Source organism: Marinoscillum sp. (assembly GCF_965229915.1).
Lineage (GTDB): Bacteria > Bacteroidota > Bacteroidia > Cytophagales > Cyclobacteriaceae > Marinoscillum.
This window is the reverse complement of the sequence record NZ_CBDDJZ010000001.1, coordinates 3,010,274-3,031,872: the sequence shown is the minus strand read 5'-3', so window position 1 is coordinate 3,031,872 and position 21,599 is coordinate 3,010,274. Positions and strand designations below refer to the sequence as shown.

29 protein-coding genes are annotated in these 21,599 nt (G+C 43.2%); 13 read left to right on the top strand and 16 right to left on the bottom strand.

The features are described from left to right. Positions 1–76: 76 nt before the first annotated feature. The 5 genes from ACO067_RS13160 to ACO067_RS13140 all read left to right on the top strand — a co-directional run bounded on the left by ACO067_RS13160 (position 77) and on the right by ACO067_RS13140 (position 3,722). On the top strand, positions 77–661 hold the full coding sequence (locus tag ACO067_RS13160) for a hypothetical protein (protein WP_421874808.1): 585 nt from the start codon (positions 77–79) through the stop codon (positions 659–661). Positions 662–694: 33 nt separating this feature from the next. Beyond that, entirely contained in the window at positions 695–1,489 is a 795-nt protein-coding gene (locus tag ACO067_RS13155) for a glucosaminidase domain-containing protein (protein WP_421874807.1), read from the top strand. A 13-nt stretch (positions 1,490–1,502) separates the two neighbouring features. Continuing rightward, positions 1,503–2,540 carry a polysaccharide deacetylase family protein gene (locus tag ACO067_RS13150; protein ID WP_421874806.1) on the top strand — a complete coding sequence of 346 codons (1,038 nt, stop codon included), beginning with the start codon at positions 1,503–1,505 and terminating at the stop codon, positions 2,538–2,540. A gap of 242 nt (positions 2,541–2,782) precedes the next feature. Then, entirely contained in the window at positions 2,783–3,262 is a 480-nt protein-coding gene (locus ACO067_RS13145; RefSeq protein ID WP_421874805.1) for a hypothetical protein, read from the top strand. A gap of 4 nt (positions 3,263–3,266) precedes the next feature. Beyond that, positions 3,267–3,722 carry a hypothetical protein gene (locus ACO067_RS13140; RefSeq protein WP_421874804.1) on the top strand — a complete coding sequence of 152 codons (456 nt, stop codon included), beginning with the start codon at positions 3,267–3,269 and terminating at the stop codon, positions 3,720–3,722. Positions 3,723–4,132: 410 nt separating this feature from the next. Here the strand turns inward: ACO067_RS13140 and ACO067_RS13135 are convergent, their stop codons facing one another. Further along, positions 4,133–5,026, bottom strand: coding sequence for an EamA family transporter (locus ACO067_RS13135; RefSeq protein ID WP_421874803.1), 894 nt, complete (start codon positions 5,024–5,026; stop codon positions 4,133–4,135). Positions 5,027–5,188: 162 nt separating this feature from the next. Here ACO067_RS13135 and ACO067_RS13130 point away from each other — a divergent pair, with 162 nt between their 5' ends. Next, on the top strand, positions 5,189–5,560 hold the full coding sequence (locus ACO067_RS13130) for a hypothetical protein (protein WP_421874802.1): 372 nt from the start codon (positions 5,189–5,191) through the stop codon (positions 5,558–5,560). Positions 5,561–5,622: 62 nt separating this feature from the next. Beyond that, positions 5,623–6,243 (top strand): hypothetical protein, encoded by a 621-nt coding sequence (locus tag ACO067_RS13125; RefSeq protein ID WP_421874801.1) that lies wholly within the window; start codon positions 5,623–5,625, stop codon positions 6,241–6,243. Here the strand turns inward: ACO067_RS13125 and ACO067_RS13120 are convergent, their stop codons facing one another. Beyond that, a complete protein-coding gene (locus tag ACO067_RS13120) occupies positions 6,244–6,600 on the bottom strand; it encodes a winged helix-turn-helix transcriptional regulator (protein WP_421874799.1) in 357 nt (118 codons plus the stop codon). 129 nt (positions 6,601–6,729) lie between these two features. On the opposite strand from ACO067_RS13120, the gene ACO067_RS13115 reads away from it, so the two are divergent. Both ACO067_RS13115 and yjjX read left to right on the top strand, forming a co-directional pair. Continuing rightward, positions 6,730–7,095: a DoxX family protein gene (locus ACO067_RS13115; protein WP_421874798.1), complete on the top strand. Its 366-nt coding sequence runs from the start codon at positions 6,730–6,732 to the stop codon at positions 7,093–7,095. 44 nt (positions 7,096–7,139) lie between these two features. Further along, complete coding sequence (yjjX, locus tag ACO067_RS13110) at positions 7,140–7,667, top strand: inosine/xanthosine triphosphatase (protein ID WP_421874797.1); 528 nt, start codon at positions 7,140–7,142, stop codon at positions 7,665–7,667. A 56-nt stretch (positions 7,668–7,723) separates the two neighbouring features. Here the strand turns inward: yjjX and ACO067_RS13105 are convergent, their stop codons facing one another. The 7 genes from ACO067_RS13105 to ACO067_RS13075 form a co-directional block, all read right to left on the bottom strand. Then, positions 7,724–8,179 (bottom strand): ubiquinol-cytochrome c reductase iron-sulfur subunit, encoded by a 456-nt coding sequence (locus ACO067_RS13105; RefSeq protein WP_421874796.1) that lies wholly within the window; start codon positions 8,177–8,179, stop codon positions 7,724–7,726. A gap of 12 nt (positions 8,180–8,191) precedes the next feature. Next, positions 8,192–8,746 carry a YceI family protein gene (locus ACO067_RS13100; RefSeq protein ID WP_421874795.1) on the bottom strand — a complete coding sequence of 185 codons (555 nt, stop codon included), beginning with the start codon at positions 8,744–8,746 and terminating at the stop codon, positions 8,192–8,194. Further along, positions 8,746–9,654 carry a DUF5777 family beta-barrel protein gene (locus tag ACO067_RS13095; protein WP_421874794.1) on the bottom strand — a complete coding sequence of 303 codons (909 nt, stop codon included), beginning with the start codon at positions 9,652–9,654 and terminating at the stop codon, positions 8,746–8,748. The genes ACO067_RS13100 and ACO067_RS13095 overlap by 1 nt, the downstream gene beginning before the upstream one ends. After that, positions 9,635–10,018: a hypothetical protein gene (locus ACO067_RS13090; protein ID WP_421874793.1), complete on the bottom strand. Its 384-nt coding sequence runs from the start codon at positions 10,016–10,018 to the stop codon at positions 9,635–9,637. Before ACO067_RS13090 ends, ACO067_RS13095 begins: the two co-directional genes overlap by 20 nt. Before the next feature lie 153 nt (positions 10,019–10,171). Continuing rightward, positions 10,172–10,507 carry a hypothetical protein gene (locus tag ACO067_RS13085; RefSeq protein ID WP_421874792.1) on the bottom strand — a complete coding sequence of 112 codons (336 nt, stop codon included), beginning with the start codon at positions 10,505–10,507 and terminating at the stop codon, positions 10,172–10,174. Positions 10,508–10,678: 171 nt separating this feature from the next. Continuing rightward, positions 10,679–11,902, bottom strand: coding sequence for an outer membrane beta-barrel protein (locus tag ACO067_RS13080; protein ID WP_421874791.1), 1,224 nt, complete (start codon positions 11,900–11,902; stop codon positions 10,679–10,681). Further along, positions 11,895–12,464, bottom strand: a complete 570-nt coding sequence (locus tag ACO067_RS13075; protein WP_421874790.1) for an RNA polymerase sigma factor — start codon at positions 12,462–12,464, stop codon at positions 11,895–11,897. Before ACO067_RS13075 ends, ACO067_RS13080 begins: the two co-directional genes overlap by 8 nt. A 266-nt stretch (positions 12,465–12,730) precedes the next feature. Between ACO067_RS13075 and ACO067_RS13070 the strand changes: the two genes are divergently transcribed. Both ACO067_RS13070 and ygiD read left to right on the top strand, forming a co-directional pair. Further along, positions 12,731–13,573: a helix-turn-helix domain-containing protein gene (locus tag ACO067_RS13070; RefSeq protein WP_421874789.1), complete on the top strand. Its 843-nt coding sequence runs from the start codon at positions 12,731–12,733 to the stop codon at positions 13,571–13,573. A gap of 315 nt (positions 13,574–13,888) precedes the next feature. After that, positions 13,889–14,773 carry a 4,5-DOPA dioxygenase extradiol gene (ygiD, locus tag ACO067_RS13065; protein ID WP_421874788.1) on the top strand — a complete coding sequence of 295 codons (885 nt, stop codon included), beginning with the start codon at positions 13,889–13,891 and terminating at the stop codon, positions 14,771–14,773. A 1-nt stretch (position 14,774) separates the two neighbouring features. Here ygiD and trxA read toward each other — a convergent pair whose 3' ends face one another. Then, positions 14,775–15,143 carry a thioredoxin gene (trxA, locus tag ACO067_RS13060; RefSeq protein ID WP_421874786.1) on the bottom strand — a complete coding sequence of 123 codons (369 nt, stop codon included), beginning with the start codon at positions 15,141–15,143 and terminating at the stop codon, positions 14,775–14,777. A 147-nt stretch (positions 15,144–15,290) separates the two neighbouring features. Between trxA and ACO067_RS13055 the strand changes: the two genes are divergently transcribed. Further along, positions 15,291–15,725 (top strand): hypothetical protein, encoded by a 435-nt coding sequence (locus ACO067_RS13055; RefSeq protein ID WP_421874784.1) that lies wholly within the window; start codon positions 15,291–15,293, stop codon positions 15,723–15,725. Positions 15,726–15,890: 165 nt separating this feature from the next. Continuing rightward, positions 15,891–16,901, top strand: coding sequence for a sodium:calcium antiporter (locus tag ACO067_RS13050; protein ID WP_421874783.1), 1,011 nt, complete (start codon positions 15,891–15,893; stop codon positions 16,899–16,901). On the opposite strand, the gene ACO067_RS13045 is transcribed toward ACO067_RS13050, so the two are convergent. The 6 genes from ACO067_RS13045 to ACO067_RS13020 form a co-directional block, all read right to left on the bottom strand. Beyond that, the gene (locus ACO067_RS13045; protein ID WP_421874782.1) at positions 16,898–17,638 is read right to left on the bottom strand and encodes a copper homeostasis protein CutC; all 741 of its coding nucleotides are present in this window, start codon (positions 17,636–17,638) and stop codon (positions 16,898–16,900) included. The genes ACO067_RS13050 and ACO067_RS13045 overlap by 4 nt on opposite strands. Before the next feature lie 98 nt (positions 17,639–17,736). Further along, the gene (locus tag ACO067_RS13040) at positions 17,737–18,639 is read right to left on the bottom strand and encodes a serine hydrolase domain-containing protein (protein ID WP_421874781.1); all 903 of its coding nucleotides are present in this window, start codon (positions 18,637–18,639) and stop codon (positions 17,737–17,739) included. A gap of 117 nt (positions 18,640–18,756) precedes the next feature. Next, entirely contained in the window at positions 18,757–19,194 is a 438-nt protein-coding gene (locus ACO067_RS13035; protein ID WP_421874780.1) for a hypothetical protein, read from the bottom strand. 84 nt (positions 19,195–19,278) lie between these two features. Beyond that, positions 19,279–19,866, bottom strand: a complete 588-nt coding sequence (locus ACO067_RS13030) for a hypothetical protein (protein ID WP_421874779.1) — start codon at positions 19,864–19,866, stop codon at positions 19,279–19,281. Positions 19,867–19,949: 83 nt separating this feature from the next. Then, positions 19,950–20,642, bottom strand: coding sequence for a DUF4386 domain-containing protein (locus tag ACO067_RS13025; RefSeq protein ID WP_421874778.1), 693 nt, complete (start codon positions 20,640–20,642; stop codon positions 19,950–19,952). A 173-nt stretch (positions 20,643–20,815) separates the two neighbouring features. Further along, on the bottom strand, positions 20,816–21,475 hold the full coding sequence (locus ACO067_RS13020) for a hypothetical protein (protein ID WP_421874777.1): 660 nt from the start codon (positions 21,473–21,475) through the stop codon (positions 20,816–20,818). Between the last annotated feature and the right edge of the window lie 124 nt (positions 21,476–21,599).

Sequence of the window (21,599 nt, the reverse complement as noted above, 5' to 3'; positions counted from 1 at the left end):
GAACACACACGGTGTATTTCGCCTCCTGGTTATCTCAATCAGGAGGTTTTTTTGTGGGGTTTGCGTAACTTCTATCATGTTTTGGAAAAAGAAACCAAAGGGGCCCACCAAAAGCTACATCGCTTACATGAGCAAAATGGCCAAATACCGCGTGGTGATGGCTCATTTCGCTGAATCACCTGGTCAGCAGTTGCTCGTCTATTTTTTTGACCAAACAAGAAAGGAAATAGAGCAGATGGCTGGAGTACTGAATATTCAGCTAAAAAAACCCGGCGAACTTGCCTCAACAGATGACCTGATCCTTTGCTCGGCTTACGACCTTGCCAATCATACTTTCGCTGGAATAACCAAAGCAATCGCCATGGAGGTCCATCCATTCAATTCGATCAATGAGCTGCTGGAAAAACGCTTTCAGGAAACGTCTGACATGCAGATCGAATTTCACCTGGGGATGGATGAAGTGGCTCTGGCTTCTTTTGGGATGGACCGGATCATCCATGTGATGCAGCAGATGGGCATGAAGGAGAATGAACCCATAGAACACTCCATGGTAGCTAAAAGCATAGAACGGGGACTACAACGGCAGGAAGAAACACTAAAAGCTACTCATCAGGATGTCCGCACTTCACAGGAAGAATGGATCTCTGCCAACAAACTGTGAACCAAAAGCATGAATGATGGTTATCTAAGGCGGATGAAAAATTTTGCTTACATCGTCATTGGCTTCTCTCTGGTGATTGGCTGTGCGGAAAAGGAACTGGTCCTACAAACCAAAGAAGTGACGCTTAAATCTCCCGATGGTATTGTGGGTTTGGGAGATTCCACTGCACAAGCCATACTATACCGAAATATCCCAAGCTTCGAATCACTGACTGTAGATGAATCCAAACAAAAGTTCATTGCTGCAGTGCTGCCAGCCATTCTTATTGCAAAGTATCGCCTGGAGCAGGATAGAGAACAGCTCAAATCACTAATTGCCAAAGAGGATTGGTCCCCAGAAGATTCCTCTTTCTACAAAATACAAGTTGCCCGTTTCAATACAGAAGACTCCACAAAGCTCCTTTCCAGAATGCTCACTCATCCCAATTCCATCATCTTGGCACAAGCTGCTGTGGAAAGTGGCTGGGGCTCTTCACGGTTTTTCCAGCAGGCCAACAACCTTTTTGGTATCTGGTCCTACAATGCCAATGAACCCCGGATCAAAGCCAGCTACAGCAGAGGTGACAAACAGGTCTATTTGCGAAAGTATGCAGACGTTTCCGAGTCCATAACCGACTATTTGGAGACTGTAGGAAGATCCAGAGCATACAGACGGTTTAGAAATGCCCGTGCTGAATCTGATGACGTGGACGAGCTACTTCCCTATTTGAAATACTACTCTGAGCGCCGGGATGCGTATGTGGATCAACTCCGAACCATCATCCGCCAAAACAATCTCACCCAGTACGACAGTTATACAATAGATCCCACCTTTTTTGTAGAACAGTAATACAGCTAAAGCAATGAAATTTCTAACCACGATCCTGTGTATCATAGTATCATCTGGATGTGTACGCTCCGAAAACACACCAATTGATCCCCAAAAAGAAGTGGTGTGCTTCGTCTATCACCGCTTTGGTGACGATCGGTATCCATCTACCAACATCTCCCTGAGTGACTTTGAGGCTCACCTGAAATATCTTCAAAGTGAAGGGTTTCAAGTACTGACCTTTGCTGATGCAATTGACTATTTGCAGTCGGATAGCCCTCCGCAAAAAACAGCCGTGCTCACGATTGATGATGGCTATGAGAGTTTCTATAAAAATGGGCTTCCACTCCTTAAAAAGTATAGTTTTCCAGCCAGCTTGTATGTCAACACAGAAACGGTGGGGGGTACTAGTTACATGAGCTGGGAGCAGCTGAAAAAAGCTGCAGATGCTGGTGTAGAGATTGGCAATCACACACATTCACATGCCTACTTTCTCAATCAACCCGAGAGTGAGCGGTATACCAACTTCAAAGAGGAGCTGCAACTCACCCAAAAACTGATCAAAGAAAAAATTGGGAAAGAGCCCCAAACATTCGCCTACCCATATGGCGAATTGGATGCAAAAATGCTTTCCATTGTCAAAGAGACTGGATTTAAAGGCGCTGCTGCACAGAACTCAGGCGTGATCGGCTTGAGTACGGATTTAATGAGATGTCCTCGCTTTCCAATGTCCGAGTCCTACGCCCCTCTTGACAAGTTCAAATCAAAAGCAGGAATGCACCATGTGGCAATAAGCAAAGAAGATCCAGGTTCATTCATCGCAAAATCCACCAGTCCCAAGCTCACCTTACTTGTCAACTCGGACTCACCTTTAGCTGGTTCGGTGAACTGTTTCATACAGGGGAGTGAATGTAGTGTATCCAAATCACCAGAAGGGGATCAGGTCAAGCTCACAATCACGCCGAAAAGCGATATCACAGGAAGGCGTAGATTCCTTTACACACTTACGGCTCAGCAAAATGGAAAATGGTACTGGTATAGTCATCTTTGGATCAGGCCAGAGGTGAAGTAGTCACCAACAGATTCCCCTGGTCGGACACTCCTAGTCGGGCACCCCGATCTCTAGATTCCCCTAGCCGGGCGCCCCGGTTTCCGCTGCGCTACACCGTGGAATGACGATAAGTACAGCCGATCCACGGATTTCCACCCGACTCTTCAGGTGAAATACCGGGGGATCTAATTAGTTCAAATCATAGGGATTCATGAATTGACATTTTTGCCGTTAGAAGCTATTTTGCAGATAAAATCACCGTTATGCAAAGAACTTATTTACTCGGCATTCATAAGCACACAAAAGCTGCCACTATTTTCATGGCAGCTCTTCATCCACTTATGGGACTCTTCTGGATTTGGGGTGCCATAGTAGAAGGAGACTCTCTGATGAAATGGCTTCTTGGGTCCGGTATGACTCTGCTTGGTATTTATTATCTAGTCTCTTTTTTCCTGGGTTTTAGAAACAATCGAATGGCTCCTAAACTGATGCTCGATGACGAAGAGATCATCTTCAAGCCTCGGATGAACAATCAGCTTGTAAGGCTCCAATGGGATGACTTGAGTTATCTCAATGTGGTCACTGATCAACTTTATATACAGCTGAAGAAGAGTGAACAAAACATCAATTACCGGACAGTAGGTATATTCAGTAAAGAAGCCATAAGTGATTTAAAAGAGACCGCTGAGTCTAAAGACATTCAGTTTGGTGAGAAGAAGAATTGGGTGAAAATAACCTCATAATTCCATGCAAAAGAAACACTATCTTGGTCTTACTAAAATGAAATTGTGGCATGGAATGCTACTTTGGACAATACAGCTGATTTTAGGATTGAATTGGTTGTTAGAAACCTGGTCTAACCCAAGCGAAAACTACATGCGGTTTTATATCGCCTTGTCGATGGTTTTACTAGCTATAATCTTCTTTGGGCTCACTCTTTTGGGTTACACCCCAAACCGATACGCCACCAAACTGCTGATTAACGATGAGGATTTTTGGTTCAAGCCCATGATGCTGTCTGAGTTCATCAAAATCAAATGGAAGGACATTCGCTATTTGAAAGTGAATCATGATAAACTACAACTACAGTTAGCTAATCACAATCAGCTAATCACTTACAAGACAAGTGGTGTGTTTCCCAAAGCCGCCATCAACGATCTCCGTGAAAAAGCACAGACCGAGAACATCGAGTTTGTTGGGTAATCATCGGCCAGATCATTATGATCAGCAACAGATTCCCCTGGTCGGGCACCCCTAGCCGGGCGCCCCGGTTTCCGCTGCGCTACACCGTGGAATGACGATAAGTACAGTCGTCATCCCACGGATTTCTATCCGACACTTCAAAAGAAATACCGGGGGATCTAATATGACAGTTTGAATGGTGATGCTCAATGCTATCATAAAATTACTTTACCCTTTTAATCCCGAACGGTAATCGGATAGAAATCAATTTCGTTTTTGATCCTCCCAACTTTCCCCTTATCAACTCTCGAGCTGCATTGATCAGATTCCTCTATCTCCACATCGTTGCGTCGTGGAATGACGAAAAGAGCAGTCGTCATTCCACGGATTTCTGACCCGACACTTCGGGCGAAATACCGGGGGATCTAAAATTACCTGCCCAGAACCAACAGTGTCAATCCAATCAGGATTCCAATCAGGTAAACTCCCTTCTTTTTTATGTTATGTTCCTTGAAAAACAATGCCCCAAAAATGAAGACAATCAGCACATTGGACCGACGAACCAGGGCTATAATGGAGATGAGCGAATCTGGCAGAGAAATGCTATAGAAGTACAAATAATCCCCAATCAGCAAAAACAAACCAATAAATGGAATGGCCCAACGCCACGAAAAAGGAGTGGATTTGGCACGCTGTGGGTACCAGAATATGGCCAAAACCGGAATTAACAGCAATGTCTGGTAAAAGGTGAAATAAGCCTCCACTGCCATCACATTCATTTCTCGCAGTAGGTACCGATCATATAACGCACTGACCGAACCAAGCAAAGTACCTGTGATCATCAGCCAGACGTACTTATTGGATCGGAAGGAAAAGCCTTCCAGCTTCCCCGCTGTAGAAAACAAGTAGAAGAAAACAAAGATCAGCCCTCCACCGATAAACTGCAAAGGCGTAAGCCGCTCTGAGAAGATGATGAATGCACCAAGAGTAGTCCAAAGTGGACCGGTGGAGCGAATCGGCGCGAAAATCGTAAGGGGTAAATGCTTCAATGCGAAGTAGGTACAGATCCAGCTGCTCAGTACAATCACCGTCTTCAGCACAATCAGCCAATGTTCACGAGTGGTCATCCGGGGCACATAAGCTAAACTATCTGCAGCAATCCACCCGCTCTCTGATGCAATCACAAATCCTAGCATAATGATGGAACCTGCAACAGTAGATAGAAAGAGTATTGGCAGCACCGCATTGCTATCCAAAGAGATTTTTTTGAAGATATCGTAAAAACCAAGAAATATTGCTGAAGCAATTGCATGGAGTAGCCACATAATTTGTCAATTTCGCAGGTTGGCAAAGGTGAGTATCATTTGGCGCATATTCTAGTCAAATCGACTATTTATTCGGAAAGTCGTTCTGCCGTATCAAGCGGTGAGACAACTCGGGAGTATTATTTCCTAATTCTAATAGAATAAAAGATTAGTTTTATTCATATGATCATTGACCTACTTGAAATCCAGAATACGCTACAGGAACTCTTAAAAGCTCACGTGCCTCCGTTGCAGATCCGAAAAGACAATGAAAACGTGTTTGAAGTGGCTGGCACTAAAGAAGCCATGCAGGGTAAGCAAAAAGTAGACGGATTTTATTTTGCCAGTGTAGTACCCAAACCAAAGGACATCCGGCTGTACTATTTTCCCATCTACACCCATGTGGACCAGTTCTTCTTATCAGCTGAGCTTCAAAAGTGTCTAAAAGGAAAAAGCTGTTTTCACATCAAAAAGTTAACACCAGAGCTTCAAGTGGAAATAAAAGCGATGATTGAAAAGGGAGTTCACGTCTACGAAAAGGATGATCTGATATAATTGATACTTGACAGATTCAAGGATTTTGGCGAGATTCATATATAATTCTACTCTAAAGTGGCATGAAACAACTGTCCATATCTTGTCGTCTTCTGTTCGTTTTACTGGCTCCCCTCACCTTGATGCATTGTGCCTCTTACTCTAGTTTCCAAACGGCAAAAACGCTAGAGAAAGGTGAACTGAGCGGGTCTGTGGGACTGGGCAATAACTACCTGGGGGAAGAGCCATTTGTTGATATTGCCCTGCGTACCGGTGTGGCTGATGACATGGATGTAGGTGCTAAACTCAATGTGACCAACTATGGCAGCAGCATGGCTTTGGTCGATATGAAAAAGCAGCTGAGTGCAGGCGACGGGCCAGTGTATCATGCGGTTGGCCTTGGTGCAGGGTTCATTTTCTCGGATGACAAAGGGGTGGCAATTCATCTTCCATATTATCTCAGTTTACATTCTGCCGACAATCTTTGGACTTTCTACACTAACCCAAGAGCCCTTTACTTTATAGATGGAGACCAGGAAGACGAATTTCAAAACACTGGTCCGGGGCTGGGGTCCTCCTTCGGCATCAAGGTGGGCCGTAAATTCTCTCTAATGCTGGAGTATGGCTTTGTATATGGACAATACGATGGTGAAAATCATTTCAATAACCTACTCAGTGGTGGCATAGGTATTAATATCAAGTGATTAATCCTGCATGATGCGCTGACGGTGATTCATGCCCCATTCTGCCAGGGCACCAATGACGGGACGAAGCGAACGACCATACTCTGTCATGGTGTACTCCACAGTCACCGGAAAGGTATCATAGACGTGCCTGCTCACCAGCTGATTCATTTCCAAATCCCGCAGTTCTTTGGATAGCATGCGATCTGTAATCTTTGGTATCTCCCGAGACAAGTCCGAAAACCGCTTGACACCATGCATCAAAGCTATGATTATCGGGATTTTCCATTTGCCACTCAACAACTCCAATGAATCCTGCACCGGGAGCATCACTTGTTTACAAGCACCAGATTCATATTCTGAACACCTCTTTTCCATGCAGCTAAGATACATCCTGAGCTAAACTATACCAAAGTATAGGACTATACTCTAGTATAGTACTTACTAAAGTATAGCATCTAAGTATATGTTTGTACACGAATTATTCATCAATAAACTATTACACATATGAAATCAAAAATTATCTATTGGGTTGCCACTGGGCTCATCGCGTTGATGATGGCATTTAGTGGAGTTGCCTATTTCACTAGTCCAGAGGTTGCGTCAGGTCTTGAAAAAATGGGCTTCCAGGATTTCTTCCGGGTTGAACTGGGAATAGCCAAGATAGTGGGTGCCCTGGTGTTGTTGATTCCTGCACTACCCACCAGAATCAGAGAATGGACCTTTGCCGGATTTGTAATTACCTTTATTTCGGCATTCATTGCTCATCTAGCGGTTGGAGATCCGATCGGAACTGCCATGTTTCCGCTAATTGCATTGGGGGTTCTTACGACCTCACACTATTACTACTTCAAAGTGTATGGTTCCATGTGAATCATACATTTTGAATTGATAGATGTGGGCTCTTATTTTGAGCCATGCAACAAGTCATCATCGCTTCTAAAAATCCGGTCAAAATCAACTGTACCCGCGAAGGGTTTGAAAAAATCTTTCCCAAGACAGCTTATGAGTTTGTGGGCGTCTCGGTTCCTTCCGATGTTTCTGATCAGCCGATGAGCGACGAAGAGACGCACCTGGGAGCAATTAATCGAGCAAAAAATGCTCAAAAAGAAAATCCTAACGCCAGCTACTGGGTAGGGATAGAAGGTGGAATCGATGAAGACGATCGCGGTATTGCTGCATTTGCCTGGGTAGTGGTTTTGTCAAAAGATACAATCGGCCAATCACGAACCAGCACCTTTTACCTTCCACCAAAAGTCGTGGAACTTATTCATCAGGGAATCGAACTTGGTCATGCCAACGATCAGGTCTTTGGCGAAAAGAATTCCAAACATAAAGGCGGAGCAGTTGGATCACTCACTGGAGGTGTCTTGGGGCGCACAGAATACTATGTGCAGGCCGTCATGCTCGCTTTGGTACCATTCAGGAATCCTGAGATTTATTAAAAGAAAGAAGCATGCTTTCGCACACTTCTTTCACCCTAACCAACTAAATATGCAACTTAAAAAACGTGTAATTCGGTACCATTGAGCTCCGTTTGGTACACCCGAATTCCTTTAGATCCATTCCCATTAAGCCCTTTGCCTGACAGTGAAAAACGGGCGCCGTGTGCTGTGCAGTAAAATTCTTCGCTACTAGATCTGTAAGTAACCTGCTTTTGACCCTCGTGGCTGCACACTTGTGTGACTGCTACATACAGATCTGTATCCACATAGGCAATCACCACATTGTTCGTTTTTACCCATCCTCCCACTGTTGTCAGACTGGCATATTTGGAGTCGGTGAGATCTAATGTAAAATCCACATCGGCCGCAGGAGATACATCTTCTCCACAGCTAGTCATCAGTCCTCCCAGACAGTAGGTGGCTATGATGGCGCTCCCTGACAAACCCATTCGCTTCAGGAAGTCCTTTCTATTCATAAACTCTTCTTTGGATGCTTTTTGTAATTGACTCATATTGAATAAATCTTAGTTTTTAATAAATGGGACCAGGTGCACAGATACCGATACACTTATTGTATCAGCTATTTTTTGAAAAAGGAGTGTAGGTACCTCTATTTGATAGTCTTCCAGTGCCACATCAAATTTTGAAACGATCTCAAACTCCTCAGACGTTTTTATGATATGTAAAGGCAACGTACTAGCTTGTTCTGTTCCATGAATGTTCAGGACTCCTTCTACCTGCGTGTCTACAGAGGTCTCGGACCATGTAGAAGTATCAATATTCCCTTTGAACGTAGCCAGAGGATATTGCTCACTTTCCATGTAGTTCTCATTGAAATGCTCCTCCATGAGTTCATTTTCGAAATGAAATGAGGTGATCGGTACTCGAAAGAAAAACGCTCCTGAACTTAAATCAAGCATCCCTTTACCCTCTGTAGACCTGGCAGAGATGTCCTCCAGTGGAGCATCTGAAAAAAACTCAACAGCCATTTGATCAGAGATCAGCTTCTGCCCGATCAGCGGTAATTGGCTAAGTGTAATTAGTGCAACACTTGCTGCTTTAATCCATAATTGTTTCATTATTTTTTGTGTTTAAGGACAAATTCTCGCGTGATATTAAAGCCCAGATGGATACCTCCTTTTTTCCACTGGTCTGTAGTTTCTGTCAGAAATCCGGTCTCTAACATAGGTAGCGAATTGGTCAGCTGAAATTGAAATACGTGCCCGCCGGTTTCAATATCCACTCCTACAGAAAGGCTGTTCGTAAAATCATTCAGATTTGCTGCATTGGTTTTGGTTTTTACCCGGTAGCTGTATTCGGCATTGATGGAAACCCGTTTAGATACCTTCATTCTACCACCTGCGCTTATTACTGGGATGTCGTTTTGATCTTCGGCTGTGGCTACCAGGTTATAGTGCACCCAACCGGGCACCAGCTCAAGGGATAATTGGTCACTGAACTTTCTGGCGATTACGAGCTGGTTCACGAAAGTCATTCTGGAACTAAACAGATTGTCGCGCGTAGGATCAGCAAACTTCAGTGTGCTGACGGCCATGGAAGAAATTCCCACCACACTGACTGGCATGCTATTGTTCGATTTCTGTTCTGTAAAGGCGTACTTGACAAAACCGTCGTAGTATTTCTTGTAAGAGCTTCTTCCAATACCCACGTTGAGTCGGTCGGATAGTCCATAATCCAGCCCGATGCGGATGGTGCTCTGATCCAACCCCCAGAGCTGATAGGCTCCACCATTCAATCGACCAAACCTGTGGGAAATACGCAATTCCAGATTGCCAGCTGCCACTCTTTCGTTGGTGTGTAGGTTGATCACCCGACCAGACTTGAAAGTTGCCTTCACCGGCTGGACAGTTACCGGAGCTACTTCGTCAAGGAGTGCTACCAAATCATCTTGTGCTAGCAGCTGTATACTACAAAAGATGAATAACACTAATATCAGCGTGTATTTCTTAATCATTTTGAGCTCCATTTTGGATCCAGGTTTGTATGGTGAGGATGTCGCAGGTAGATAACTTAGCGGCTGATCGAGGCATGGCATCATATCCCGACTGGTGTTTGATACTGCCTAGCAGACTTCCATTATCCGCATATTTCTTGAGTAGAGGATACTGATCCAGTACAATATTGCCTCCGATTGCAGCAGCCGACTCAGTGCTATGACAGCCGTTGCAGTTGTAATCGAGGATGGGCATTACACTAGCCGTAAGTGTAACGGCACTGACATCACAAGTGGAATCTGTGCTGCCATAGAGCGTTTCTTCATTGTCCCAGTAGCAGGAGCCCAATAGCAATAGCATTCCTAGCGCCCCAAATACCATTCGGTTTGAATTCATGTTATTAGTTGTTTTCTGCCACCTGGTTGATCCAAGCAGTTATTAAGTTGATTTGATCCGTAGGCAGTCTATCCAGTGGCGATGGAGGCATCCTGTCTCCCGAGGTTTTCACTAGTACTTTGTATAGTTTACTTCCACCTGCATTTCCTTTTTTTATTGCTTTGATGGTGGTGGAGTACTCACTGAAATCATATCCATCGGCATGCGAGGCAGGATTGTGACAGCCAGAGTAGGCACAGTTTGCATCAAGGATCGGCTGAATATCGCTGAAATAGTACACGATACGATCTCAGTCTGTGTGCTATCCGAGGGACTCTGTGGTGATGAATCGTCATCATCCTCTTCATTATCATCATCCTCTTCATCAGAATGATCCTCTCCCTCGTATTCATTGTTTTGTTGGTCCTGATTGATGTCAACCAGGCTATCATGCTCGCAGGCAGTCATCATGAACCAACTCATTAGAATTAACAGATAATATGTTTTCATGTAATCTTATGGCTTGTGGACAAAAGGAAGCACCGCCTCCTACTTTCATTTACCCTTTCGGAAGGGACGAACAATTGGTTGGTTCGCAGGTAAAAAGTTTTTTGAATACTTCAGGAAAGTCGTCCTAATGCTGGGTGATTAGGCTGTGTTAACCTGTCGATCAAGAAATGCTCAAAATTGACTTCTGGAAAAACGCAACATGAATCCTAGCTGCTGCCGTTTCTTAATTGGATCAGTGTCTCCCAAACCGTACTGATAGTTCAAACCTGTAGACCAGAAGAATTTTGACCTATTGATGCGCCTTCTGTAAACCAGCTCAGCATAGAGTGAATTGTTTATTCCAGCTTTGGGTTTGTTGAAGGATTCTTCATAGTGGTGGTACTCCACTTCATATTCAGGTTCCTGATGCTCCTGCTCAGGTACTTCAAGATCAAACTGGGCCAATTGCATGATACGTAGGTTCGAAACCAGGCCGGCTCCTAATGACCAGCGCGTCTTATCACTAACCGGTAAATGATATCGAGCAATCAAAGGAATAGAAATAGTGCTGGTTCTGTATGTATGATCGGCAATCAAACTGTTGGCAGGTCGGCTTCCATCATAGAGATCCCACTGATTTTGCATGGTTGTGCTATCATTGGTGGTCCAATGGTTCACCGAAAATCCAAGGCCTGATTGAATCGACCAAAATGGATTGAGCCACATATTGACAAATGCATCAGAGCCCAAACCGATTCCATGATAGAGATTATTACTCATGTTTCTGCCACCATTAAGCTGTAGACCATATTCCCATTTGACCGACTTTCCAAACCTGTTTCTTTCCATTTCTGCCACCGTAGAAAGTTTCATTTGATGATTGGTGGTTGATTTACTGGTCTGCTCTGTTTCTGGTTTCTTCATTCGGATAGTTGGAGACAGAACCAACGGGAAAATGGGATCAACAAGGTTGTTCGTAGCCAGCAGCCTGGGTGTATGCCACAGGATATCATAATCAGGAATCACTTGTTGCTCGGGTTCTACTGAACTTGTCGGTAAATGGTCATTACCAGCATGATTTATAGGACTGGAAGGCAGACTTGGATTGGTCGCAGCAGGCATCGTCACATACCGATAGACCGTATCTGAATAAATTACCGAAGGTTCTACAGTGGATTCCTTGGTTGCTTCTAACCCCTCAATGCGCTCACCAAACTGATGCATCTGATAATAGAGAAATGGCACTATGAGAAGCAATAGCACATTGACAATGACTGAGCTCCACAGCCACTTTCTGATCACACGGGTGCGGTCTGTCGGAATGCTGAATTGGTTCCATCCTACTGAAGCCGGTGTGGAATCCTCATAGGCTAGAAGTCCATCGCGAATACGTCGGTCAAAAGATTCGTTATCCATGGCGCTTAACAGTTTGGGTGTCGGTGACTAACATTTTCTTCAGCTGGGCACGTGCCGCAGATAAGTTGGATTTGGAGGTGCCCTCTGATATTTTCAGCAAAGTAGCTATCTCATGATGCTTGTATCCTTCTACTACATATAGTACAAAAACCGTTCGGTAACTTGGTGGCAACTTCTGGACACACTCCATAATTGCTGCTTCATGCAGTTGACTGAAAACAGATTCTTCTTCAGAAACTTCCAAATGCATATGGCTTTCCAATGTGCTGTGCTGGTATCTCTGGTTTTTTCGAAACGCATCAATGGCAGTATAGATCACAATTTGTCTTAACCAAGCCTTCAAAGGCTGCTTTGGGTCATATCGGTCCAGTGAATCAAATACCTTAAGAAAGGAATCATTGACGATTTCGATGGCTTCATCCTTGCCTGAAGCATAGCGCATAGCAATGCTCATACTATAGTTGAAGTATAGCTCGTAGAGGGCCTTCTGACCAGAGGGTTTCCGCTTGAGGCATTCTTTGATGATGTCCTCTTCGGAATGCTTTGTCTTTCGAAAGAACAATTCCTTTAAACTTTATGAGCCTGTTCGTAGGGAATGAAGAGATGGTTGGGTCAGTAGCAAATAAATTTAGACAAAAGAACTCGATCAGCATTCAAATGATCTCTCGATGATCTGTCTATTTAGCCAATTTGGAACGATTCTAAGCTGGCCAAAGGTCCTGACGGACAAATGACGGGTAAGTGACGGGCACTTTTAACGTCTTCTTTTTTTGGGTCGCGTTAACCTTGCCATGTCCTTTTGACAAAACTTCTATTACTTTTAAAATCATGATCCAACAACCAACACTGGGAGAACTCCTGGTAAAACTGCGTAAGAAAAAAGGCTGGACTCAGGAAGAGCTGGTGGAAGCTTGCCACGTCAGTGTGCGTACCATTCAGCGGATAGAGTCTGGTGAAGTAACACCACGCACTTCCACGATTAACCTGCTTTTGGAGGCATTGGATTATGATACTGAGGAGTGGAAGGAGTTTGCAAAGAAGGACGAATCAAATCATTCACCTTTTAAACTCTTCAAAACTATGTTTGCATTAGATCTGCCAGAAAACCAGTTAAAAAAATCATTTCACGACGCATGGATAGCAGGGATACTATTTCTGCTGCTGTTTATTGTAGATGCTGCAATGGAATTCATCCTTGCTGAAGATAGGTTGCTCATCGGTGAGATAGCCTATGTAGCCATCAAAGTAGCCACCATGGGGGCTTACTTACTATTCATGCGGGGCTTCATTTCTTTGGCCATTCTGTTTGAGAATCGTGTGTTACGGATCTCTTCCTATCTGTCAATAGGGACACTTGCACTAGTCTATGTTAGTGACATTACTTTCATGATTTTCTTTCCTAGCCTGGAAGAGTTTGAAGGTATCGTCGGTGCTTTGGCAATACTAACTAATGGAGCGACAGCTTTATTCTACGGAGTAGGGCTGAGACGATTGCAAGACGGTATGGGTAAGAGTGCCAAGTACGCGGGGATCATCGAGATCATCATGGGGATATGCTTGCTTACCCTAATTTTTTCTCCTTTCGCATTGATCCTGTTTGCACCTGCTATGATTCTGGAAATCATGATCCTCTCTAAAGCCGACGAACTGGCAAGTAAGAACTTGATCTAATCAAGTGCCACCTCTTCAGCATCAAACCCTGTAGGCATTGCCCTTCAGGGTTTTTTATATTCTGTAGTAAGTACACGAGATTAGGAGAATCCAACAAAAACTTTTAATTTGTATGTACGTACATTCATATGTTCGAAACAACAGATGAACAGAAAAGATTTTTAACCCGGATTATTCAATAGGATATTTATAGCTTAAAAAGCAAATATTCTATTGAATATTGACGAAATAATTCTGTACTCCAGAATTATTTGTCAGGGTAACCCTGACAAAGCGAAAGCTTTCGTCAGCCCGGAGGGCAAATTATGCTTTATAATGCATAATTTGGGTTTAACCACACTATTTGGAGGAGTTGCAGCCATGTCAGCACTGAAGTTGAAATCATTCGGAAGTCTATCTCGTGAATTGCCCACCCGTGACGTTAGGATGCCGGTCTTGTTTATGGGCCATGGATCGCCCATGAATGGTATAGAAGATAATGAGTTTACTGCGGGATGGGAGCGGATCGCCCAAGAGATCCCGACACCAGCGGCAGTATTGTGCATTTCTGCTCACTGGCTCACTCGAGGCACACACGTCACTGCCATGGACCTACCCAAGACCATTCATGATTTTGGAGGGTTTCCGCAGGCACTCTTCGAGGTGCAGTATCCAGCTCCTGGTGATCCCAAATTGGCGCAGGAAACAGCCAGTCTCATTCAATCAACTGATGTGGGACTTGACCATGACTGGGGTCTGGATCATGGATGCTGGTCAGTAGTGAAGAAAATGTACCCAGATGCGAACGTCCCTGTGTTACAACTCAGCATCGATTACCACAAACCGGCTTCCTATCACTATGAGCTGGCTAAAGAACTCGCTGCCTTACGTAAAAAAGGCGTCCTCATCATGGGTAGTGGCAATATGGTGCATAACCTGCGCATGGTGGATTGGGCCAATATGAATACTCCAGACTATGGGTTTGACTGGGCACATGTGATCAGCGAAAAGTTCAAGACCAACATCCTTAACAAAAACCACAAAGCACTGATCGACTACATGAGTTTAGGTCCTGAAGCCAAACTGGCCATACCAACTCCAGATCACTATTATCCATTGATTTACTCCCTTGGATTACAAAGTGATAAAGAGGAAGTAGAGATCTTTAATGATAAGTATGTAGCGGGAAGCCTAACCATGACCTCACTGAGGATTGGTTAAACTAGGCCTCTTTGGTAGAAAGAAGTTCTGTTTCGATGATTTCCTTCAAAGCTTCTTTGGGTAGCGCACCCATTTGCATTTTTGGCTGACCGTCTTTAGGTATGAATAGAATACTTGGAATACTTCTGATCCGAAATGCCGCTGAGAGTTCTTGCTCTACTTCTGTATCGAGTTTGTAGATTACCACATCATCAGCATATTCTTCTGACAGCTCCTCAAAGATTGGGGCTACCATTTGACATGGTCCGCACCAGTCTGCATAGAAGTCGATAATCGCTGGTTTATCTCCTTTGAAGTTCCATTCTTGTCCTTTTGTATAATCAAACACTTGCTCTTTGAAGAGCTCGGTTGTCAATTTTACTGTTGCCATAATTTCATTTGTTTATGTAATAGTACGGCTAGGAATTGCCTTTGATTGTAACAAATGTTGCAGAAGTAATGGTCCCGACACTATTTCACTTTTGAGATAAAAAAGTTAGATTCATAACATTAATCTAACCTTTAACTACTTTTTAAAATGACAACAGACAAAGTAAAAGCCCCGACCTGGTTTATGGTGGTAGCAATTATCCTGCTCATATGGGATGCGATTGGCGTATTTAGCTTCGTGATGTCCCTGATGATGACTGATGAAATGATCGCCACTTTGCCACCAGAGCAGCAAGAAATGTACACTTCCACGCCAGGTTGGATAAACGTATTCTACGCCGTGGCTACCATCGGCGCTTTATTAGGCTGCATCGGATTGGTGATGAAAAAAGCCTGGGCAAAAATGCTATTTATAGCCTCACTTGTGGGAGTGATTGTACAGTTTGGATATAGCTTCCTTGCCTTGGATATGCTGAGCGTGAGTGGACCAACATCTGTGATCCTACCTCTAGTAATCCTGGTAATTGGTATTTATCAAATCTGGCTTTCCAGCAAAGGCCAGAAAGAAGGCTGGTTGGTTTGATATAAAAGACCTTCCTGTGAGCACATCCAGGAAGTCAGGGGTGTATTCAGACTTTGAATCCACCTTTGACTTGGGTCTGAAATCAAAGATCTTGTAAAGAAGCAATTAGGATTATACCAAACACTCCTCAGCACCTTCTGTTTACCGCTGTAGACACCACTGCAAATGGATCTACAGCAGGCAATCATTTTTTTCCTACTGGCAACAATGCTCATTGCCATATTCGGCACCAGACTGACCAAAGCAGCAGATCAGCTGGCCGATATCACCGGAATGGGCGAGGCAATGTTTGGAGCTATTTTTTTAGGTAGTATCACTTCACTTCCCGGTATTATTACCTCTGTGGTGGCAGCTGGCAACAACCACCCACAACTAGCCATCAGTAATGCCATTGGCGGAATCGCTGCCCAAACATTCTTCCTGTCCATTGCTGATATTACCTATAAGCGGGTTAACCTGGAGCATGCGGCAGCATCTCTGACTAATTTGATGCAGGGTGCACTACTCATATGTCTACTGGCTATTGTTATAATGAGTGCTTTTGGACCTGAAATTGATTGGATGGGTGTCCATCCATTTTCTATCCTTATGATTGTGGTTTATGTAGTTGGTTCGCGCATGATCTCCAAAGCTCAGAAGAGCCCAATGTGGTCACCCAGGATCACTTTACAAACCGTACAAGACAAACCTGAAGAGCAAAATCAAAAGCTAAGTTTGACCAAAGTCGGCATCAAGTTTACCATTTATGCCCTTTTAGTGGCTGGATCCGGCTACATGGTTGGTTACACAGGTATTCAAATCGCCGAGCAATCGCCTCTGAGTGATGGACTAGTGGGTACCTTGATGACGGCAGTGGCAACTTCTTTGCCTGAGCTGATTGTGTCAGTAGCAGCTGTGCGCCAGGGTGCACTGACTCTGGCTGTCGGCAACATCATCGGAGGCAATTCATTTGATGTATTGTTTGTGTCCATCTCTGATTTCGCTTACACTCCAGGGAGTATTCTTCATACGGCCACCAACGAACAATTCTTAATTATCGGCGCCACCATACTCATGACAGGTATTTTATTACTCGGGATGTTGCACCGTGAGAAAAAAGGATTTGGGAAAATAGGCTGGGAGAGCCTGATGATCATTTTGGTTTATCTGTTGGTCAATGCACTGCTTGTCTATTAGCGTTGGATCAGCCTCACAAACTCTCGGATCACTCCTTCATCTGCTACCTTATGGATGTACTCCTGACTGGCTAATGCACCCATTTGTACTTTCTCATTTCGAAAAGTCATAGCACTCTCTTGTGTTTTTCGGCCACTCACGTGGATTTCAGGAACACCTGTTGCTGCGATCAACTCCTGGACATTGTGAAGTCGAACACCCCCTCCTGCCAATACGATGATGCGGCCATCAGCTTGCTCAACTAGTTTTTTAAGCATGCTCTTGCCAGAGATGACATCCGGCTCCAGTCCAGACGTAAGGACTCTATCAATGCCCAGTTCGATTAAATCTTCCAGAGACTTTATAGGATCTTTCACCATGTCAAAAGCACGATGAAAGGTGATGTTCATAGGTCTTGCTAATGCGATGAGTTCATCACATCGCTCTTTGTCTACCGATCCATCTGGATTCAAGAGACCGAAGACCACTCCGTCCGCTCCCAGATCTTTGGCTATTTGGATGTCCAGCTTCATCACCTCAAACTCTTCCTTGGTGTACAAGAAGTCTCCTCCTCTTGGACGGATCATGACCTGCAACCCAATTTGGATTTTTTCTCTTACCAACCTGATCATGCCAGCGCTTGGAGTTGTTCCGCCTTCCACCAGGTTGTCACACAGCTCCACACGATTAGCGCCTCCTTCCTGAGCGGCCAAAGCTGATTTTACTGAGTCGATGCATACTTCTAGTTGGGTGGGCATGAATGCAAAATACTATTTTCAAAATCAATTCGTTGGGATAACTTAGCATTATAAAAAATGACAAATACTATCAATCGTATCATGATCTGATTTTGTGGTTATTGGTTCATTTCGATGATTCGGACAATGCGCTTGTAGAGCCTTTTGAGTTCGAGCCAGTAGATTTCTTTACCGCTGGTACTGACAAACTGGACTACTACTGCGTCAATGTCCGGATGGTAACGAGCGATGCTGGTATAGCCTGGCAACCAGCCAGTATGTTCGTAAGTGTATACCGATGTATAAATGGCCTGCTCTTCAGGAGACAATAGCGAACCATCAATAAGTGCTCTTAAAAAGATACTCACATCTTCAGCAGTTGCCACCATATTTCCACCTGGTAGCGGAAAATCCCATGATTTTAAATCAGGATCCCAACCGATTAAATAACCACTCATTACCCTGTTTGTATCAGATGCATTGTAATCCTTGTAGGTGTTAATTAAGCCAAGTGGGTCTAAGATTTCCGCTTGTATGTAGTCTTGATGGGAATACCCCAATGTTCTATCCATGATCTCTGCTAACAACAGATAGTTAGAGTTAGAATAGCTATAATTTTTATTGGGTTTGAACTCGGCATTCTTATCGTAAACTCTGGCCATAAAGGACATATAGTTATCAAATGTTTCTCCTTCAACCTCAGGCTCACGAGACCAGTCTTTTATTCCGCTGCGATGTTGCAACATCATTTCTAAAGTAATCTCTTTTGCATGTTCAATTCTACCTTCTACCTCTGGCAGCAAGTCAGAGAGCTTAGCATTTGATGTTAATCGGTCACTAGCGATCAATTTGGTTGTAGCTGCGGCAAGATAGAGCTTGCTGATACTTGCAATCTTGAACAACGCATGCGGGTCTGCTGGAGTCTGTTCTTCACGGTTATTCCACCCCGCGGCGTATAGATCTATATCATCCGGGACGATTGACACACACGATGACACCATCCATACCTTGTTCAACCGCATCGTTTAGCTGCTCCTGGACACTGTCAGGCAATGGCTGTAATCCAAAGGAACAGCCCGATAAAATAATGGCAACACATGCGAAGGCCATTGATGGAATAGTTGGTAATAATCGCTTTTTCATAGATAATATAGTAGTGTGCTTTCAATTGCTCCGACAAAAACGCTTAAAAGTATTTCCTTAATGGATAGTCTTTTTAGACCAAATGAATTTGCATGAGCAACCCAGAGAGCTGCAATGGCAGAGCATCCAAACAATAATGTTGTAGTGGTGCCCAGGTTATTGGATAGTATTCCTAACCTTTCCAGAGCGACCAATTCGAAAATCGTATACCCAAAAATGGCCATGGCGAAATTCGATTTTGAATTATTCGTAATCAAATAGAGGCCACAATAAAAAAGCATAATGCTAATGACATATGGGGCAAACTGCATGTAATATTCGTAGCTAATCCATACCTGGATTTGATTACTGAATTCAGTTTGGGTAATGAAAATGCCGATACTAATAAGTGATACCACTAAGAACACTAGTCCAATGAACTTTCTTATTTCCATATTTTGATGATTTTACTTTAACTGGGTTTGACTTCCTTTATCCTGGAACCTTTGTTTAGGTACTATTACAAATACCATTTTTCTCTAATCAGGCACTGAATATTCAATCAATTCCTCTACGTAATGGAAATCACCTTGATTTTGAGTCAGTTTAATAAAGGTTTTTACAGCCGGAGCATACAGCCAGATCTCCTCTTCATCAGAAATATATCCTCTCGAATTCGTGGTTTTGCCGGCATATTTGATGGTGTAAGCCATGAAGGTTCCGGCTTCAACCGTCTCCTCTTGATACGATAATACCTCAGCATCCTGACTTTGCTTTCCCGTAGTACCGTCCTGGCTGGTCCAACTACTCTCGTATTTCCATTTTTTACCCACTTCCAGTGGCCAGTCATACTTAGGTGTTTCGCTTTCATCCGGTTTCACGATTTCAGTAAGAGCAATAGTGTCATTACCTATTGTCATGCCTAAGCCATCACTCATACGCACGATCATTCTTGTGTCCTTTCCATCCGACCGTACTTCTCCAGCAGTCGTTACGCCCTTGTATTTCCAAACCCATTTTTCACCCACTTGATAATCATTTTGAGTCGGTTGGTAGGTGGCATCAGGCTGGATTTTGCAAGCATAAAGTGCCAAGAAGCAAATAAATACTACATTTTGGATTTTCATGTTTAGGTTGGTTTTTGTATATGTATTTTCTAAGAATACTATTCCAATAATCTTTCCTATTTCCATGCTTTGATAATTCTACTTTAACTGGGTTTAACATCCCTTATCGCTGAGCCTTTAATTAGAAGCCAAAGCATAAATACTAACTCGCCTAATGCGGTAAACATACTGAAGCTGGTATTGAGCTGGGGAAACAAAAACACTTTTAAATGGCCAATGACATACCCCATACCTGCAATGATCAATAACCAACCCATTATTTTCGGTATATATCCTGCTTTCAAAACCAAATAACCAAGAAGAAGCAGATAAATACCAAAGAGCACTAATCCGAAGAACCATTCGTATTTATATGATTTGATATAAAAAAGGATGAGCTCTGAGATGCTTTCTGGAGAATTTGCATGAAAATAGGAGGCTCCTTTCGTCAGGGTAAATACTTTTATCAAATTCGTTACAGCCACAAGGTAAACTCCAGTGTATAGCAACCGAAACCAAGCCGTAAGCAATGATAGACCTTTATTTACAGGCTTTAAAAACAGGTAAAGTGCCCAGGCTACAACTATATCGCAAACTATCGTGATGAAGATCAGAAATATGGCTCCATTAAATAGGAATGTATTATTGGTGATATTAGATGCAGTTTCGGATGCACTATCTGGGTTTACTAAATCTGGAATTATTTTGAATTCAGCGAATGGAACCGTTAATGTCATAATTAACAATCCGATTCCGGCTATTAGAGCAGCTTTTGAAAGTGAGATGTCTTTATTCATGTTGATTAAAATTGGTTGTAGGCCTTAGTAGCCTGTGTAGTCATTTGTCAGTTCATTGGTGGTAGCGATTGCTACTTGATATTAAATGAATCCGATTGTCAGGTGAAACATATTTGAAGTTGTACTCTGAGTCTAACAAGCCAAGATGTGAATCCTGGCTCGTCAGACTAAGTTCAAAATTTCCACCCTATGTAAAGGTTTGGTTCAAAAAGAAAGACGTTTCCGTATTTATCATCATGTTCTTTGAAGCCTGCTGGTGAATTGTTGTCAAACATCCATTGGTTAACATGAACCTGAGGTTCGATGAAAAAATGCTTTTTCTTACCAAAGTCGAAATGATAACCTAAGTGATACGAATTATAAACCTTAAAACCATTTTTGATTTTATTGCCATCTAAATCCGTATATGTTTGAATCTGCGGTACAACTTCAATAGAGGCAAAGAGCCCTTTCCATAACATACGCTGATAGGAAACACCAACTCCAGTTTCTCTAAGGTATCCATCATAATATTCACTCCCTGACTCGATCTTATCCAATAAGCCTTGCCACCATAGGATTCCCATGGGTTGAAATAATCTCCAGGTGACAAACTTTACCCCAATGATGTTCTTATTATCCAGGTTGCGCTTTACATGAAGCTCTATCATTTGTGTACTTCCTCGATCGTCCCAGTCTCCAAAGTTCTTTCCGATACGATCCGTTATGATAAAATAAGGTGTGCTTACCCTCCACTTGTGGGTAACTTCGGTTTCTTCACTCTTCGATGAGTTAGTTTGAGCAAAAGCACCTAATGTGCATAGAAATAAAAGAATTGCAAATAGATTTTTCATGAAGTTAGTTTTTAGTGTTTGTAGTGATTAATTGATTTTTACAAAGTTCAGGAAGGAGTGAATGAGAGGCCTATGAGCTATGAAGCCAAATCCATAAGGTTTAAGGAAGTCATAAAAACTATGC

Coding starts and splice junctions, on each gene's coding strand:
- ACO067_RS13160 (WP_421874808.1), top strand. CDS start 77: ATGTTTTGGAAAAAGAAACCAAAGGGGCCCACCAAAAGCTACATCGCT.
- ACO067_RS13155 (WP_421874807.1), top strand. CDS start 695: ATGAAAAATTTTGCTTACATCGTCATTGGCTTCTCTCTGGTGATTGGC.
- ACO067_RS13150 (WP_421874806.1), top strand. CDS start 1,503: ATGAAATTTCTAACCACGATCCTGTGTATCATAGTATCATCTGGATGT.
- ACO067_RS13145 (WP_421874805.1), top strand. CDS start 2,783: ATGCAAAGAACTTATTTACTCGGCATTCATAAGCACACAAAAGCTGCC.
- ACO067_RS13140 (WP_421874804.1), top strand. CDS start 3,267: ATGCAAAAGAAACACTATCTTGGTCTTACTAAAATGAAATTGTGGCAT.
- ACO067_RS13135 (WP_421874803.1), bottom strand. CDS start 5,026: ATGTGGCTACTCCATGCAATTGCTTCAGCAATATTTCTTGGTTTTTAC.
- ACO067_RS13130 (WP_421874802.1), top strand. CDS start 5,189: ATGATCATTGACCTACTTGAAATCCAGAATACGCTACAGGAACTCTTA.
- ACO067_RS13125 (WP_421874801.1), top strand. CDS start 5,623: ATGAAACAACTGTCCATATCTTGTCGTCTTCTGTTCGTTTTACTGGCT.
- ACO067_RS13120 (WP_421874799.1), bottom strand. CDS start 6,600: ATGGAAAAGAGGTGTTCAGAATATGAATCTGGTGCTTGTAAACAAGTG.
- ACO067_RS13115 (WP_421874798.1), top strand. CDS start 6,730: ATGAAATCAAAAATTATCTATTGGGTTGCCACTGGGCTCATCGCGTTG.
- yjjX (WP_421874797.1), top strand. CDS start 7,140: ATGCAACAAGTCATCATCGCTTCTAAAAATCCGGTCAAAATCAACTGT.
- ACO067_RS13105 (WP_421874796.1), bottom strand. CDS start 8,179: ATGAGTCAATTACAAAAAGCATCCAAAGAAGAGTTTATGAATAGAAAG.
- ACO067_RS13100 (WP_421874795.1), bottom strand. CDS start 8,746: ATGAAACAATTATGGATTAAAGCAGCAAGTGTTGCACTAATTACACTT.
- ACO067_RS13095 (WP_421874794.1), bottom strand. CDS start 9,654: ATGGAGCTCAAAATGATTAAGAAATACACGCTGATATTAGTGTTATTC.
- ACO067_RS13090 (WP_421874793.1), bottom strand. CDS start 10,018: ATGAATTCAAACCGAATGGTATTTGGGGCGCTAGGAATGCTATTGCTA.
- ACO067_RS13085 (WP_421874792.1), bottom strand. CDS start 10,507: ATGAAAACATATTATCTGTTAATTCTAATGAGTTGGTTCATGATGACT.
- ACO067_RS13080 (WP_421874791.1), bottom strand. CDS start 11,902: ATGGATAACGAATCTTTTGACCGACGTATTCGCGATGGACTTCTAGCC.
- ACO067_RS13070 (WP_421874789.1), top strand. CDS start 12,731: ATGATCCAACAACCAACACTGGGAGAACTCCTGGTAAAACTGCGTAAG.
- ygiD (WP_421874788.1), top strand. CDS start 13,889: ATGCATAATTTGGGTTTAACCACACTATTTGGAGGAGTTGCAGCCATG.
- trxA (WP_421874786.1), bottom strand. CDS start 15,143: ATGGCAACAGTAAAATTGACAACCGAGCTCTTCAAAGAGCAAGTGTTT.
- ACO067_RS13055 (WP_421874784.1), top strand. CDS start 15,291: ATGACAACAGACAAAGTAAAAGCCCCGACCTGGTTTATGGTGGTAGCA.
- ACO067_RS13050 (WP_421874783.1), top strand. CDS start 15,891: ATGGATCTACAGCAGGCAATCATTTTTTTCCTACTGGCAACAATGCTC.
- ACO067_RS13045 (WP_421874782.1), bottom strand. CDS start 17,638: ATGCCCACCCAACTAGAAGTATGCATCGACTCAGTAAAATCAGCTTTG.
- ACO067_RS13040 (WP_421874781.1), bottom strand. CDS start 18,639: ATGCGGTTGAACAAGGTATGGATGGTGTCATCGTGTGTGTCAATCGTC.
- ACO067_RS13035 (WP_421874780.1), bottom strand. CDS start 19,194: ATGGAAATAAGAAAGTTCATTGGACTAGTGTTCTTAGTGGTATCACTT.
- ACO067_RS13030 (WP_421874779.1), bottom strand. CDS start 19,866: ATGAAAATCCAAAATGTAGTATTTATTTGCTTCTTGGCACTTTATGCT.
- ACO067_RS13025 (WP_421874778.1), bottom strand. CDS start 20,642: ATGAATAAAGACATCTCACTTTCAAAAGCTGCTCTAATAGCCGGAATC.
- ACO067_RS13020 (WP_421874777.1), bottom strand. CDS start 21,475: ATGAAAAATCTATTTGCAATTCTTTTATTTCTATGCACATTAGGTGCT.